Below are 16,296 nucleotides of genomic sequence, written 5' to 3' on the forward strand. Positions count from 1 at the left end.
ATGTAAATTTCCAGCCCGAGATGCTTTTAGGGCTATTCCAGGCTGGAAATTAAGGCAGCTGCTAAACAAAAGGCTTTCAGACTACAGGCGAACATATGTTGCTGCAAAACTGTGGAGATTAATTTAAATTTGCATTTTGGTTCGGGGTCATTAGAATACTTTTAATACCAGAAATACAGGATCTTTTATAGTTAGTGATATATTATGATAATAGATGAATATTATTGATTGGAGGAGATTCTATGAAGTCAAAGAAAGTAAAGAAAATATTGTTGATTGCTTTAACGTGTGTAGCAATTTCTGCATCTGTCTCAGCAGAAGCTGCTATGAAATCACAGATAACCATTGAAAGTAAAAATAAGTATGAACAGTTGAAAATTTCAGAGAGCCGTGTGTATGGAGAATACCCAACTGGAGATTATAAGAAGATAATGCTTCTTCCTTCGGTTTCTAAAGTAGAAAAATTTTGTTTTGAAGATAATTTGAACATAGAAGAAGTAGAGTGGATGGCTTCAGTAGATACTGTTCCAGTTTTTGCCTTTAGCACATGTCCAAAGCTTAAAAGGGTAATACTTTCTGATAATGTGAAAAAAATTGGACAAAGTGCATTTATATACTGCGGTGAACTGACGAGTGTTAAACTTCCCCAAAATCTTCAAAGTATAGATTTTTTTGCATTTGCTGACTGTCGAAAACTGAAAACGTTATATATACCTGAAACAGTTACTGAGATAGGTGCTGAGGCGTTCATAAATTGTGATTCTCTAACAGTTCATGGAAAGAAAAATTCATATGCATACTATTACTGTAAGATGAATGGTATTCCTTTTGTAAGTGAGGGAACTGCTTCAAAACCAGAAACAAATCGTCCGTATATAAAATCTGTTGATTCAGATATAGTAAACAAACAAATCTATGTTACAATTGATTTGAGCGGAAAAGTAAAGAATGCAGATGGATATCAATATCAAATATATGATGGTACTAAGGTATTAGCTAATAAAAATTCTGCAAACACAACCTGTATATTAAAAAAAGTGCCGACTATGGGATTTGCCAGAGTCCGTTCTTATACTGTTCAAAATGGTAAAAAAAGTTATAGCAGGTGGTCTAATGAAATGCGTATGCCTCCTGTTAAACTAAATAAAGATAATATAAAATTAATAAAAATTACCGGGAAAAAGAAAACAGTAACCGCACAGTTTGGAAATTTAAAATACAGTGATGGGTTTGATTGCGTACTTAAGAATGCAGATTCAGGAGAAAATATTGTATTAAAAAATCAAAAGAAAAATACAGTTACTTTTAAAAATATAAAACCGGGAGTTTACTATTTGAAAGCGCATGCATATACGTTGTTGAATGGTATTAAACAGTTTGGCGTATGGTCAGATAATAAAAAAGTTGTTGTTAAATAGAAAATTGGAATTATAAAAAGCAGGCGAAAAACTGCCTGCTTTTTATAATGGAAATTTATGCTGTTATTGATGTAGCGAAATCAAGCTGTAATAAATTCAAGCGTATTATACTGAAAGAAGCCGTCAGTGGATGCTAAACCACTGGTGTGGGTAGCATCTTTGACATTGACATTGCACACAGCGATTAATTTATTATTTTGATCCAGAGCCACTGATTCCAGTTCAAAACTGTTATATGTGCGGCCCTGAGCATCTTTAGCAGGAATATCTGTAACAAATCCGAAATCCGGATATAAAAGTTTGCTATCATCAAGTTTTTTCAGATTATAATGAAGCAAGGTGTTTTTTGTTGTGATTTTAGTCGTTACTCCACTTACAGTATGTGGATTACTGGTTCCGACAAAAAGCCCTAATTTATTGTGATAGAAAATATCCTGGGATGTAGGCTGACCGGCGTTTACCAGTGTACAAAGATAAGTGGCTTTTACATTTTTTTCATTTTCAAATGTACATTTATAGAGCTTTAATGTTCCGTCAACAACGGACAATAATAAAGCTGTATTTGCCTCATAAAAATAATTAATTGCTTTAAGAGCAAATGATTTATCGTTATCGTTGGGAGTTACTGTATATGTTATTTCCTCATCCTCTTTGTTACTGCTGATAGCAACCACTTTGTTATTTCCTGCGACAACAAAGAATTTTCCGTTAAAACAGCTCATACCGTTGGCATGACCTAATAAACCGTCAGTGAATGTTTTAAAGTGAGATACACCTGCGCTTGTATTCATATAATTTTTACAGTAGCCAAGAACAGCGACTTTATCTTGACTTTGTTTTATAAAATATGGAGTATTGTTTCCGTTAAAGGATACACATCCCAGATTAGTTGTTTCATAGTTGGGATCTACTTTGGTAGGTACACGGGCTCCTGCTTTAAAACCGCATGCAAAAGTATAGGTTTTACCGGAGTAGGTAATGCCTTCCAGCACAGAGAATTTATCTTCTGCGGTTCCATCAGATGTTATAACATTGGATGCAAGCACAAGGTGATTGGCTTTCATACAGATTGATTCAAGGTTGTACTGCTTATATTCACCTGTTTTATTTACATTGATGACCGAACATGGAGTGTATTTTTTACCTTTATCATCAGTAAGATGATAATCAACTACCAGAATACGGTTCTGAAGTGTTGAAAAAGTGTTATTTGTCAGGATAAATAATCCAAATGAAGTGTGATAGTAAATATCCTGAAGCCGTGTGGTATAACCAAAACCTGAGTTAGTAACTGTGAATGTACTTGCTGCTTCAGCAGCCTTCCAGTCTACAACACTGAAAGCTAATGTCCCAGCATTGCTCTTGTCAGCGTAATGCATAATGATAAATTTCTCGTTAGTTCCGTCAGCAGCAGTGATACCTAATGCGCCTTTTGGACAAATTTCATTGATACTGTACGTACCGAGCTGATTGCCTTTGGTATCCAGTTTTACGATGGTTGTAGAACCGCCGTAACCTTTATGGTCTTCTGCAAGCATATACAGATAATTTCCAATTTTGGTAAGTCCCAGAGCGAACCAGTTCAGATCTTTTTTTACGGCAGTTGCTTTTGTTGCCATGTAGTCAGTCGTTTTGAGTAATGTAGTTTTAAGACCGGTTGTCTTTACGCAATACATATCTGACCCCACAATGGCAATTCCCGCTACATTTGTTGCACTTTTATCGGGAATCAGTGCACCGTCTACGGGGGTAGCTGAAATAGTTAAAGTTGTTCCGTTAAATGTTCCTGGCATAATTTTTGCCTCCTTTAAATTTTTTGAATTTGCAAATTCACTATATAAAGATGCTGCTTTTTGTGATTTGTAAACCATAAGTGTGTATATGAGCATGATTTTTTTCTTTTATGCGGAAATCAGGTAAGAATAAAAATAAAGATTCGAGGTCAGATGATGTATGTTTAGTCCCACTTTTATATTTTCGTCATCAGCTTAATGTAAAATAATAACGGGTAAAGAAGATATAAGATGTTCTGGTACATACAATTAAGAAGAAAGGGGCATGTGCTGTGTATAGTCAAAATGATGAACCGCCTGAGATGATCAGGCGGTTTTGAAGTATCTGGATTTTTTATGAATATTTTATTTTTAATTACAGGTATAATGTGTTACAATAAATATAACCATTAAGACTACCAGGCAGGTCAGAATTTGACCTGCCTGTAAATAAATACGGAAATAAATCGGGGTCAAAAGAATCGTTAATAATTGTAACAAAATAAAATTACCGGTGTAGCAAAAATAAAATTACAGGGGAAATGCGGATGAGTGAGATGACAGATGCATATGTAAAACTGGATAAGGTTTCCAAGATATATGGAACCAAAGAAGTAAAGATCGTTGCAGTGGATGAGATCAGCTTTGAGATTGCCAAGGGAGAGTTCGTAGTGATCGTTGGTCCCAGCGGTGCGGGCAAGACGACAGTGCTGAACATTCTTGGGGGTATGGATCAGGCTACCAGCGGAGAAGTTCTGGTGGATGGAAGGAATATTGCCAGATATAACAGCAGGCAGCTTACCGGTTATCGGAGAAATGATATTGGATTTGTATTCCAGTTCTATAATCTGGTGCCTAATCTTACAGCGCTGGAGAACGTAGAACTGGCATTGCAGATCTGTAAAAATCCGCTGGATGCCAGGGAGGTTCTGGAGGAAGTGGGACTGAAGGACAGACTGACCAATTTCCCGGCACAGCTTTCCGGTGGTGAGCAGCAGAGAGTTTCCATTGCCAGGGCACTGGCGAAGAATCCCAAGCTCTTACTGTGTGATGAGCCCACAGGTGCACTGGACTACCAGACTGGTAAGGCAATCTTAAAGCTTTTGCAGGATATGTGCAGGGAGCGTGGAATGACAGTGATCGTCATTACCCATAACTCGGCGCTGACACCTATGGCAGACCGTGTGATCAAGATCAAGAACGGAAAGGTTTCCAGGATGACGATGAATGACCATCCTACACCCATAGAGGAGATTGAATGGTAGGTGATGAATATGAAAGCAATGCATAAAGATTTCTGGATGGAGATACGAAAAAGTAAGGCCAGGTTTATTTCCATATTTATGATCGTTGCTTTGGGAGTTGCATTCTTTTCCGGAATACAGGCGTCGTCACCGGATATGCGCTTCTCAGGTGATGCCTATTATGATGAAACCAATCTTATGGATATCAAAGTAATGGGAACTCTGGGACTGACGGAGGATGATGTAGCTGCCATTAAGCAGGTGGACGGAGTTGAGAATGCAGAGGGCGCCTATGGTACAGATGTAATGTGTGGAGAAGGCGAGAAGCAGAAGGTACTTCATGTGGAAGCTGTGGATCAAACCATGAACCGGATCTCAGTGACAGAGGGAAAAGCTCCGGAAAAAAGCGGAGAGATTTTCCTTGACTGTATTTTTGCTGAGAGCAATGGATATCAGGTGGGTGATCAGATTACCCTGAAAGAGGGCGGAGACAGCGAACTGCTGAAAAAGACAGATTACACAGTTGTGGGTTTAGGTGAGAGTCCGCTTTACATATCCTATAACCGGGGAAACTCTACTCTTGGTTCCGGTGAGGTTAATGGATTTGCCTATGTGCTCCCTGAGGATTTTGACCAGGAGGTTTATACACAGATCTATGTGCAGGCTCATGGGGCACAGGATCTGATCAGCTATACAGATGCTTATGATTCCCTGATAGAGCGAGTGCAGGAGCAAGTGGAGGGGATTGAGGCAGAACGGTGCCAGGTTAGATATGATGAGATTGTAGAGGAAGCTAATGACAAGCTTGCCGATGCCAGACAGGAACTTGAAGACGGCAAGAAGGAGGCTGATGAGAAGCTTGCGGATGCCAGAAAAGAATTGGAGGACGGCCAAAAGAAGTTAAAAGATGGCAAGAAGGAATATAAGGATGGCAAGAAAAAGCTTGCAGACGCAAAAAAGGAACTGGAGGACGGAAAAGCCCGGCTTGCAGATGCAAAGAAGGAGTTAGAGGATGGCAGATCCCAGCTTGCCAGTGCGAAAGAGCAGATTGCCAGTGGCAGAGTACAGATCGCATCTGCAAAGGAACAGCTGAATGCCGGATGGGCGGAGGTTTCCGAAAACCAGGCAAAGCTTGATGATGGAACGGCTCAGCTTGAGGATGGCAAGAACCAGTTAAGTGCCGGTGAGAAGAAGATTGCAGATGCAAAGACGCAGCTTACCCAGAGCCAGCAGGAACTTGACAATGGAAAGGCGCAGATTCAGTCAGGCAGAGAGCAGATTGCAGCAACCAGACAGGACTTAAATGCCAAAAAGGAAAGCTGCAATCAGGGACTTGCGCAGATTGAGCAGCAGGAGGCCGGACTTGCAGAAGGAGAGGCTCAGCTTGAGGGTGCCAGAAGTCAGCTTGCAGCATTGCAGGCACAGTATGAGCAGGCACAAGCTTCAGGCACATATTCCGAGGAAGACCTGGCGGCTCTGGCAGCACAGGTTTCCGCTTATCAGGAGCAGGTGGACAGTCAGGCAGCCCAGCTGGAAGCATCCAGAAACCAGATCGCAGCAGCAAGAAGTGAACTGGAGAGTGGTTTAAGCCAGGTGGAGAGCGGACTGGCCCAGCTTGATGCAAAGGAAGCAGAACTGAACCAGCAGGAGGCCGCATTTCCCGATGCCCAGGCAAAGATTGATGCAGGATGGAAAGAGGTGAAGGCTCAGGAGAAGAAGCTGGAACCAGCCAGAAAAGAGATTCAGGAAAAAGAAGCCCAGCTTGAGTCAGCACAGGAACAGATCGATGCTGCAAAAGCAAAACTAAATTCCAGCCAGGCTCAGTTAGAGGAGAAGGAGGCAGAACTTGCTTCAGGAGAAGCACAGATCCAGGAGAATGAAGGAAAGCTTGCTTCCGGTGAGAAAGAGATTGCTGACAATGAACAGAAGCTGAGGGATGGAGAGAAGGAAATCTCAGAGAACGAACAGAAGCTGAAGGATTCCAGAAAGGACATCAAAAAAGCTGAGAAGGATCTGGAAGAAGGTAAAAAAGAATACGAAGACGGCAAGAGGGATGCAGAGAAAGAAATTACAGACGGTGAGAAAAAGATTCAGGATGCCCAGGATGAGATCTATGATATCAGTATGCCGGAATGGATGGTAACGGATCGCAATGATCTGCCGGAATATTCAGATTATGGGGATAATGCAGACAGAATGAGAAGTATCGGACAGGTTTTCCCTGTTATCTTTTTCCTGGTGGCTGCACTGGTAAGTCTGACTACCATGACACGAATGGTGGAAGAACAGAGAACCCAGATTGGTACAATGAAGGCTCTGGGATACGGCAAGTATGCAATTGCATCCAAATATCTGCTGTATGCCTTTCTTGCCACAGTGGGAGGCAGTATTCTGGGAATACTGATCGGAGAGAAGATCCTGCCTTTGGTTATTATTAACGGGTATGGCATTATGTACAAGGGAATGATGAACAATATCCAGATCCGTTATGAATTTAAATTTGCAATGATAGCAGCAGGTGCGGCAACTGTGTGTACTGTCGGAGCCACCATTTTCTCCTGTTACAGGGCACTGGCGGAAACCCCGGCATCACTGATGCGTCCTCCTGCTCCCAAAGAGGGTAAGAGAATCCTGCTGGAACGGATCCCGCTTTTCTGGAAGCACTTGAATTTTACATGGAAATCTACTCTGAGAAACCTTTTCCGATATAAAAAACGTTTCTTTATGACGATTTTCGGTATTTCGGGAAGTATGGCGTTGATGCTGGTAGGTTTTGGACTCAGGGATTCCATTATGGATATTGCCAGACGGCAGTATCAGGAACTTCAGCATTACACAGGAACGATCATTGATGATGAGGATGCTACAGATAAGGAGAGACAGGAACTGGATGAGTTTCTGAAAAATAACAGTCAGATCGAGAGATATACTCATGTGCAGTTTACCAAGATGAGTGTTCCCAGAAATAAATCCAATATTAGCGTATATGTTTATGTGCCTGAGAATCTTGAGACCTTTAATAAGGATGTAACTCTTCAGGACAGAAAGACAAAAGAGAAATATAAGCTGACGGAAGCAGGTACAGTGATCAGTGAGAAGACGGCGACCCTGACAGGACTGAAAGTCGGGGATACCATGACCATCACAAAGGATGGAAAAAATTATGAGACAAAGATCGCAGCAGTGACAGAGAATTACATGGGACATTATATTTATATGACAGGAAATGTCTATGAACAGACCTTCGGGGAGAAGCCGAACTATTCTGCAACTGTGTTCACAGTAAAAGAGGAGTACAAAGAATCAGAATCTGAGGTGGGAAATGAGATCCTGAAGTATCCGGCTGCGTTAAGCATCAGCTATACCAGCAGTCTGGAGGCTCAGCTTCACAGAATGCTTGGAGCATTGGATACGGTAATCATAGTGCTGATCATTTCTGCGGGAATGCTTGCTTTCGTAGTCCTGTATAATCTGAACAATGTCAATATTACGGAGCGCCAGAGAGAACTGGCAACTTTGAAAGTGCTGGGATTCTATGATACTGAAGTTTCTGCCTATGTGTACAGGGAGAATGTTATCCTTACTCTCATCGGCGTGCTGGCAGGAGCTGTATTCGGAATCTTTTTGCACAGGTATATTATCCGTACTGTGGAAGTGGATGCGGTTATGTTCGGAAGAAATATTAATCCTGTCAGTTTCCTGTACTGCGGACTGCTGACAATTGGATTCTCCATGATCGTAAATCTGTTTATGCATCAGAAATTAAAGAAGATTGACATGGTAGAATCCCTGAAAAGTGTGGAATAAACGATTTGTCGCTTTATTGCGGAAAAGAAGAAATTGTTTTTCTGTGGTTTTTAAATAGGTAGTCAAACGGATAGAATGGATAAGAGGAAGAAAGGGGAATATTATCATGGGAACAGCAAATCAGATAGAGCAGGAATTAATGAACTATATATCCGATCATAAAATCAGGAACACGCATTCACATCATCTGCCGGAACAGGCGATGGTGGATTTTGATCTGGATAAGCTGATAAATAATACGTATTTACAATGGCAGCAGGTAACTCCGGGGACAACAGCAGAAAGCAGGAATGCATATCTGGAAAAAACACGATATAAATCTTATTTTGTCTGGCTTCAAAAGGCAATCGGGGAGTTGTATGGAATATCAGAGCCGATCACAGCTCAGAACTGGGATCAGATTTCAGATCAGATCAGAAAAGCGCATCAAAATCCCGACTTTTACATGGATGTACTGAAAAATAAGTGTAAGTATCAAAAAGTAATCGTAGATACCTACTGGAATCCGGGCTCTGACAATGGAAGACCGGAACTGTTTACGCCTGCTTTTCGACTGGATTTGTTCTTTTTGGGCTATAAAAAAGGACTTCGCAATCATGACGGTGTATCACTGGAAGAGAACTTCGGTGAGCTGCCGGACAATTTACAGGATTATGTGGAGTGGGTCAGAAAGTGGATCATACAAAAAAAGAGTGAGGGCTGTGTGGCCTTAAAAATAGCGATGGCCTATGAGCGTAGTCTTCATTTTGAAAAAGTGACGCGGGAGCAGGCTGAAAGGGTATTCCGTTTAAAAGAGTCGGATATAACCCAGGAAGATATCAGATGTTTTCAGGACTATTTGTTCTGGAAAATATGTGAAATTGCGGCGGAAGTGTCACTTCCATTACAATGTCACACAGGAATGGGGCAAGTTATAGATACGAATATACTGCAGTTGAACAATGTGATAAAAAATAATCCGGAAACGAAATTTGTGCTACTGCATTGTGGCTTTCCATGGGTGGATGATCTTTTTTCCATAGTAGACGGATATCCGAATCTATATCCGGATCTGACATGGCTTCCAATCTTATCCTACACCGCATCAAAACGTGTAATGCATCAGTTGATCGAGATGTCCCAGATTGATAAAATCTGCTGGGGATGTGATACGTGGACAGTAGAGGAAAGTTATGGCTCCCTTCTTGCATTCCGTTTTTCACTGTGTAGTGTTCTGAGAGAAAAAATAGAGGACGGATATCTTTCCGTAAATAATGCAAAGGATATTATTGATAAAATTTTGTTCGACAATGCGGGAAAAATATACGTATGACACCAGATAAATTTGTGAAATCCGGAGAAACGTTCTTGACAAGAAAGCCTTTTTTCATTATAGTAGAATCCAGAAAAAGGCTGTGAAAAAGAGGAGTAGGCGGTAATGCCCCACAGAGAGGGAAGCTTATAAGCTGGAAGGTTTCCCGGGAACAGAAGTGCTGAAGGTAGCTTTGGAGCCGGGAGGCTGAAGTGAGTGTGTATGAATCATATCAGAGTTATATACGCGCATGGTAGGTTTTCACGTATCCCGCGTTAAGGGAATGAGAGACAAACTAAGGTGGTACCGCGATCTATGTCGCCCTTTGCACGTATAATGCGTGTGAGGGGCGTTTTTTATCGAATAAGTTTATGACACAGTTATCTGGCTGGATGCGGAAAGCGAAGTCAGTATGCTTATTTGTTTGGTTGTCAGGGTGACTGCTTTATAACGGAGTAATCCGTAGATACTTTAGTTTCAGATATATAATTAGGAGGACATTATGAGCAAAGAACTTGCAAAAACTTACGATCCTAAGGGAATCGAAGAGCGTCTTTACACAAAATGGATGGACAATGGATATTTCCATGCAAAAGTAAATCCGGACAAGAAACCGTTTACTATTGTTATGCCGCCGCCAAACGTAACCGGACAGCTTCACATGGGACATGCACTGGATGAAACCATGCAGGATATCCTGATCCGTTTCAAGAGAATGCAGGGCTATGAAGCATTATGGCAGCCGGGAACTGACCATGCAGCTATCGCTACAGAGGTTAAGGTTATCGACAAGCTGAAAAAAGAAGGTATCGACAAACACGATATCGGCCGTGAGGAATTCTTAAAACATGCGTGGGCATGGAAAGAGGAGTACGGCGGAAAGATCATCAATCAGTTAAAGAAACTGGGTGCTTCCGCAGACTGGGAGAGAGAACGTTTCACAATGGATGAGGGATGTTCCAAAGCAGTACAGGAAGTATTTATCAAATTATATGAAAAAGGCTATATCTACAAAGGTTCCAGAATCATCAACTGGTGTCCTGTATGCCAGACTTCCATCTCTGATGCAGAGGTTGAGCATGAGGATCAGGATGGATTTTTCTGGCACATTAATTACCCGATCGTAGGGGAAGAGGGACGTTTCGTAGAGATTGCAACTACACGTCCGGAAACCCTGCTGGGTGATACTGCTGTTGCCGTAAATCCGGAAGATGAGCGCTACAAGGATCTCATCGGCAAGATGCTGAAGCTTCCTCTCACAGACAGAGAGATTCCGGTGATCGCCGATGAATATGTAGACAAAGAATTCGGAACAGGATGTGTAAAGATCACACCTGCCCATGACCCTAACGACTTTGAGGTTGGACGCCGTCACAATCTGGAAGAGATCAACATTATGAATGACGATGCGACTATCAACGAGCTTGGCGGAAAATACGCTGGTATGGACCGTTACGAAGCACGTAAGGCAATGGTAGCAGATCTGGAAGAACTTGGACTTCTGGTAAAAGTAGTTCCTCACAACCACAGCGTTGGAACTCATGACCGCTGCGGCACAACGGTAGAGCCTATGATCAAGCCACAGTGGTTTGTAAAGATGGACGAGATGGCAAAGGCTGCGATCAAAGCTCTGGATGACGGAGATCTGAAATTCGTTCCGTCCCGTTTTGACAAGACGTATCTTCACTGGCTTGAGAATATCCGCGACTGGTGTATTTCCAGACAGTTATGGTGGGGACACAGAATTCCGGCTTATTACTGTGATGAGTGCGGTGAAGTAGTTGTTGCAAGAGAAATGCCTGAGAAATGCCCGAAATGCGGATGTACACATCTTCATCAGGATGAGGATACACTGGATACCTGGTTCAGTTCTGCATTATGGCCATTCTCCACACTTGGCTGGCCGGAGAAAACACCGGAACTGGAATATTTCTATCCGACAGATGTACTTGTTACAGGATATGACATTATCTTCTTCTGGGTTATCCGTATGGTATTCTCTGCTCTGGAGCAGACTGATCAGGTTCCGTTCCATCATGTACTGATCCATGGTCTGGTACGTGACTCCCAGGGACGTAAGATGAGTAAGTCTCTTGGAAACGGTATCGATCCTCTGGAAGTTATTGATAAATACGGCGCAGATGCTCTTCGTCTTACTTTGATGACAGGTAATGCACCTGGAAATGATATGCGTTTCTACTGGGAAAAGGTAGAAGCAAGCCGTAACTTCGCAAACAAGATCTGGAATGCTTCCCGTTTCATCATGATGAACCTGGAAGGCAAGACAGTGACAGAGCCGGAGAACTTAAATGATCTCTGTGCAGAGGATAAATGGATTCTGTCTCACTTAAATACAGTGATCCGCGAAGCTACAGAGAACATGGAAAAATATGAACTTGGTATTGCAGTACAGAAGGTTTATGACTTCCTGTGGGATGAACTCTGCGACTGGTATATTGAGATGGCTAAAGTTCGTCTGTGGAAGGCAGAGGAAGATCCGAAGGCAGCAAATGATGCACTCTGGACATTAAGAACAGCGCTGACAGAAGGCCTGAAGCTTCTTCATCCGTATATGCCGTTTATCACAGAGGAAATCTACTGCACACTTCTTCCTGAAGAAGAGTCTATTATGATTTCCGAATGGCCTGTATACAGAGAAGAGAGAAACTTCCCGGATGCTGAGAAAGCAATCGAGGGATTCAAAGAGGTTGTAAGAGGTATCCGTAATACCAGAACAGAGATGAATGTTCCGAATAACCGCAAGACAAGCCTGCATATTGTGGCAAAGGATGCTGAAACAGCAGCAATGTATGAGAACAGCAAGAAATCCTTTGTAAATCTTGCATTTGCAAAAGAGATTCTGGTACAGACAGACAAGAACGGAATCAGTGAGGATGCAGTTTCAGTAGTTGTTTCCAATGCGGTTGTATATATGCCGTTGGAAGACCTAATTGACAAAGATAAAGAGATTGAACGTCTTACAAAAGAAACAGAACGTCTCACAAAAGAGATCGCAAGATGTGAAGGTATGCTGAATAATCCGAACTTCGTAAACAAGGCACCTGCTGCCAAGGTGGATGCGGAGAAAGACAAACTTGCGAAATATAAAGAAATGATGGATAAGGTTAAAGGACAGTTAGAGCAACTTAAGAAATAAGGGAGTGTTTAGATGAAATTGTATAAGATTTGTAACAAAATCTCCCTTTTACTCCATGTACTTGCCAGCGCAGCGGGATATTTTGTTATGGAGGCAATCTGCCGTCACTCGTTTATAGAAGCCTGGAATTATATGACACAGAGACCTCTGGTTTTTGCATATAATGCGGCATTCATTTTTACCTCGTCACTAATTGTTTATCTGTTTCACAGGAGAGTATTCTGGAGAGTACTGGTTACGTTGTTCTGGCTGATACTGGCCATTATTAACGGTGTTCTCCTGCTCAACCGTGTTACACCGTTTACAGGACCGGATCTGCATCTGATCACAGATGCAATGAAGATTGCCAACAAATATCTGCCTGTTGCAGGCGTTGTGGCAGTCTGCATCCTGTTTGGGATTCTTGTTATTTTACTGCTGATGCTGCTTATTAAAGGACCGAAGTATCAGAAAAAGATTAAATATCGCTACAATATTCCTCTGATCCTGCTGGCTGTTGCTCTTTTTGCAGGAAGTACACAACTGGCACTGGAGAAGAGGGTGCTTTCCAATTACTTTGGAAATATTGCTTTTGCATATGAGGATTATGGATATCCTTACTGTCTGGCAACTACGATTTTCAATACGGGAATCAGTTGTCCGAGAGATTATTCTGAGAAAGAAATCAAAAGAATTGAAAAGACGGAAAAGAATCTTCCGGAAACGCAGGAAGAAAAGCGGCCGAATATTCTGTTTTTGCAGTTAGAATCATTCTTTGATCCTACGCTGGTTAATTACCTGGATATTTCAGAAGACCCGATTCCGACCTTCCGTAAGCTGATGAAGGAATATTCTTCAGGATATTATAAGGTTCCGTCTGTCGGTGCAGGTACTGCAAATACGGAGTTTGAATCCATTACAGGAATGAGTATGCATTATTTCGGACCCGGGGAATATCCTTATAAGAGTATTCTGAGAGAGACTACCTGTGAGAGTGCACCTTATGTACTGAAGAATCTGGGCTATACCACCCATGCGGTTCATAATAATGAGGCAAACTTCTATGGAAGAAGATCTATTTTCCCGAATCTCGGATTTGATACTTTTACTTCCGAAGAGTACATGGCAAGAGAGAATGAGAAGAATCCAAATGGCTGGGTAAAGGATGAGGTTCTGACAGATGAAATCCTGAAATGTTTGGATTCTACTGAGGGGCCGGATTATGTATATACTATTTCCGTACAGGGACATGGTGCATATCCGGATGAGCAGATTCTGGAGGATCCTGAGATCACAGTTTCCGGTGCACCGACTGAGGAAGAGAACAATAAATGGGAATATTACGTAAATGAGATCCATGAGATGGATAATTTTGTAAAAGAGCTGACAGATAAGCTGGCAGATTATCCTGAGGATGTGGTCCTTGTTATGTACGGTGATCACCTTCCGACTATGGGACTGACTGTGGAGGACCTGAAGAACAAGTATCTGTTCCAGACAGAGTATGTGATGTGGGACAACTTCGGACTTAAGAAAAAAAATGAAAATCTTGCAGCATACCAGATGGCGGCAGAGGTTATGGATCGTGTGGGAATCCATGAGGGAACTGTTTTCCGCTATCATCAGGCAAGAAGAAATACCAGAAATTATCAGGTGGATCTGGAAACCCTGCAGTATGACCTCCTTTATGGAAAGAGATATTCCTACGGGGAAAGCGGCGAAAGTCCTTATCTGCGTACCAGAATGCGTATGGGAATCTATGATGTGACTTTGGATTCCATTCAATGTATCTCTGAGGCAGATCATACATATTACATTAAGGGAACGGAATTTACGCCGTCCAGTGAAATCAAGCTGAACGGAGAATGGTATGATACGGTCTATATAAATCCGACTACGTTGATGATCACAGGTACGGAGCTGAATGATTTCGACAGGATTGCGGTGATCCAACGAAGCAACAGTTCGACGCGAAAACCGCTGAGCAAGAGCTATGACCGGTCCTGCTATGCACTTTATTCAAATAATAAATGGAAATTAACAGAAAGTGCCGGTACGAATGAAAATTAATCCATAATTTTGTCGGATAAAATATTACGATTGGTACTGGACATCTTCCACCACTATTATATAATGTTAGAGTAACTAAATACATTATAGATAAGTGGTGGAATTTTTTTATGAATTACGAAGAAGCAGTTGCTTATATTGATGAAACTCCGAAATTTACAAAGAAGAACAGTCTGGATCACACAAAGGAATGTCTGAGAAGACTTGGTAATCCTCAGGATAAGTTTAAGGTGATCCATGTGGCAGGAACTAATGGAAAGGGAAGTACATGTGCGTTTCTGACCTCTGTTCTGAGAGAGGCGGGATATTCCTGCGGATTATTTACTTCTCCTCATCTGGTGGAGATCAATGAACGCTTCCAGATCAATGAGGTGAATATTGATAATGATACTTTCCTGAAGGCCTTTGAGAAAGTAAAGGTACTTGCGGATGAACTGGTTGCAGAAGGCAGCTATCATCCGACTTATTTTGAGATGCTTTTTCTGATGGGGATGGTGATCTTTGCAGAGGCAGGTGTTGATTATGTGACTCTGGAAACAGGACTGGGCGGAAGAATGGATGCGACTACTGCTGTGGAGAATCCTGTTGCCTGTGTGATCACATCGATCAGTCTGGATCATATGCAGTATCTGGGAGATACAGTTGCCAAAATCGCAGGAGAAAAGGCCGGGATCATTGTGCCGGGGGTACCGGTAATCTATGACGGAAACGACCCGGATGCAGCAGAAGTGATCCGTGCCAGAGCAGAAGAACTGGGAAGCCCTGCTTATGAAGTGAAGAGATCAGATACAGAAGTGCTCAGAAATACTTCGGCGGGAATTGATTTTGCATTCCGGAATGAGTATTATAAGGATATGGTTTTCTCTATTCCGTTTATTGCAAAGTATCAGGTGATGAACAGTGCACTTGCATTAAAGACGATTGAGGTTCTGCAGAATGTGATTCCTGTATCTGTGGATCAGATCCATGCGGGAATTGCCGGAACGCGTTGGCAGGGAAGAATGGAAACAGTGCTTCCGGGCGTGATCGTGGACGGTGCTCACAATGAGGACGGGGTAGAGAAATTTGTAGAGACAGCAGAACATTTTCAGAAAGAATGTCCGCTGACTTTGCTTTTCTCAGCAGTAGATGACAAAGATTATACAGATATGATACATACGATCTGCAGCAGGATCACGTTCCGTCATGTGGTAGTAACCTCTGTTGGCGGATATCGCCAGGTTCCTGCTGAGAGGTTTGCAAAGCTTTTTACAGAAGCGGGTGCTTCTTCTGTGGAAGTGGCGGAGAACGTTGAGAAAGCCTTTACCAGAGCACTGGAAGTAAAGGGGGATAACGGAATGCTCTTCTGCGTGGGTTCTCTGTATCTTGTCGGTGAGATTAAAGATGTGATCAGGAGAAATAAGAAATGATAGATTATGAAGAGGAACTGAAGAAATTTGAACCCTGTCTGGATGTGGCAGATGCGGAGGGTGCGATTTATGAGAGAGAACTGACGGATATCCTAGATATTCTTCAGGAAGTTCTCCGCGAAGCCAAGAGTGGCAGACGGGTAAAATAA

Annotated in this window: 9 protein-coding genes and 1 other annotated feature; of the genes, 8 read left to right on the forward strand and 1 reads right to left on the reverse strand. The window is 42.2% G+C overall.

What is annotated here, in order from left to right; translation table 11 throughout:
* Window positions 1-242 precede the first annotated feature (242 nt).
* Window positions 243-1,418, forward strand: a complete 1,176-nt coding sequence (locus LI074_RS09530) for a leucine-rich repeat domain-containing protein (RefSeq protein WP_022381279.1) — start codon at window positions 243-245, stop codon at window positions 1,416-1,418.
* An 80-nt stretch (window positions 1,419-1,498) separates the two neighbouring features.
* Here LI074_RS09530 and LI074_RS09535 read toward each other — a convergent pair whose 3' ends face one another.
* The gene (locus LI074_RS09535) at window positions 1,499-3,211 is read right to left on the reverse strand and encodes a hypothetical protein (RefSeq protein ID WP_025579942.1); all 1,713 of its coding nucleotides are present in this window, start codon (window positions 3,209-3,211) and stop codon (window positions 1,499-1,501) included.
* Window positions 3,212-3,738: 527 nt separating this feature from the next.
* Between LI074_RS09535 and LI074_RS09540 the strand changes: the two genes are divergently transcribed.
* The 7 genes from LI074_RS09540 to LI074_RS09570 all read left to right on the forward strand — a co-directional run bounded on the left by LI074_RS09540 (window position 3,739) and on the right by LI074_RS09570 (window position 16,296).
* On the forward strand, window positions 3,739-4,455 hold the full coding sequence (locus LI074_RS09540; RefSeq protein ID WP_022381281.1) for an ABC transporter ATP-binding protein: 717 nt from the start codon (window positions 3,739-3,741) through the stop codon (window positions 4,453-4,455).
* Window positions 4,456-4,458: 3 nt separating this feature from the next.
* A complete protein-coding gene (locus tag LI074_RS09545; protein ID WP_173698066.1) occupies window positions 4,459-8,241 on the forward strand; it encodes an FtsX-like permease family protein in 3,783 nt (1,260 codons plus the stop codon).
* 106 nt (window positions 8,242-8,347) lie between these two features.
* Window positions 8,348-9,553, forward strand: a complete 1,206-nt coding sequence (locus LI074_RS09550) for an amidohydrolase family protein (protein ID WP_055060203.1) — start codon at window positions 8,348-8,350, stop codon at window positions 9,551-9,553.
* A gap of 73 nt (window positions 9,554-9,626) precedes the next feature.
* Window positions 9,627-9,861: a binding site (T-box leader), on the forward strand.
* Window positions 9,862-10,034: 173 nt separating this feature from the next.
* The gene (locus LI074_RS09555) at window positions 10,035-12,689 is read left to right on the forward strand and encodes a valine--tRNA ligase (RefSeq protein ID WP_025579947.1); all 2,655 of its coding nucleotides are present in this window, start codon (window positions 10,035-10,037) and stop codon (window positions 12,687-12,689) included.
* Window positions 12,690-12,701: 12 nt separating this feature from the next.
* The gene (locus LI074_RS09560) at window positions 12,702-14,738 is read left to right on the forward strand and encodes an LTA synthase family protein (RefSeq protein ID WP_173698065.1); all 2,037 of its coding nucleotides are present in this window, start codon (window positions 12,702-12,704) and stop codon (window positions 14,736-14,738) included.
* A 110-nt stretch (window positions 14,739-14,848) separates the two neighbouring features.
* Entirely contained in the window at window positions 14,849-16,147 is a 1,299-nt protein-coding gene (locus tag LI074_RS09565) for a bifunctional folylpolyglutamate synthase/dihydrofolate synthase (protein WP_173698064.1), read from the forward strand.
* Window positions 16,144-16,296 (forward strand): hypothetical protein, encoded by a 153-nt coding sequence (locus LI074_RS09570; RefSeq protein WP_008707227.1) that lies wholly within the window; start codon window positions 16,144-16,146, stop codon window positions 16,294-16,296. Before LI074_RS09565 ends, LI074_RS09570 begins: the two co-directional genes overlap by 4 nt.

The sequence above is a fragment of the Blautia sp. MSK18_10 genome (genome assembly GCF_020553185.1).
GTDB lineage: Bacteria > Bacillota > Clostridia > Lachnospirales > Lachnospiraceae > Blautia_A > Blautia_A wexlerae.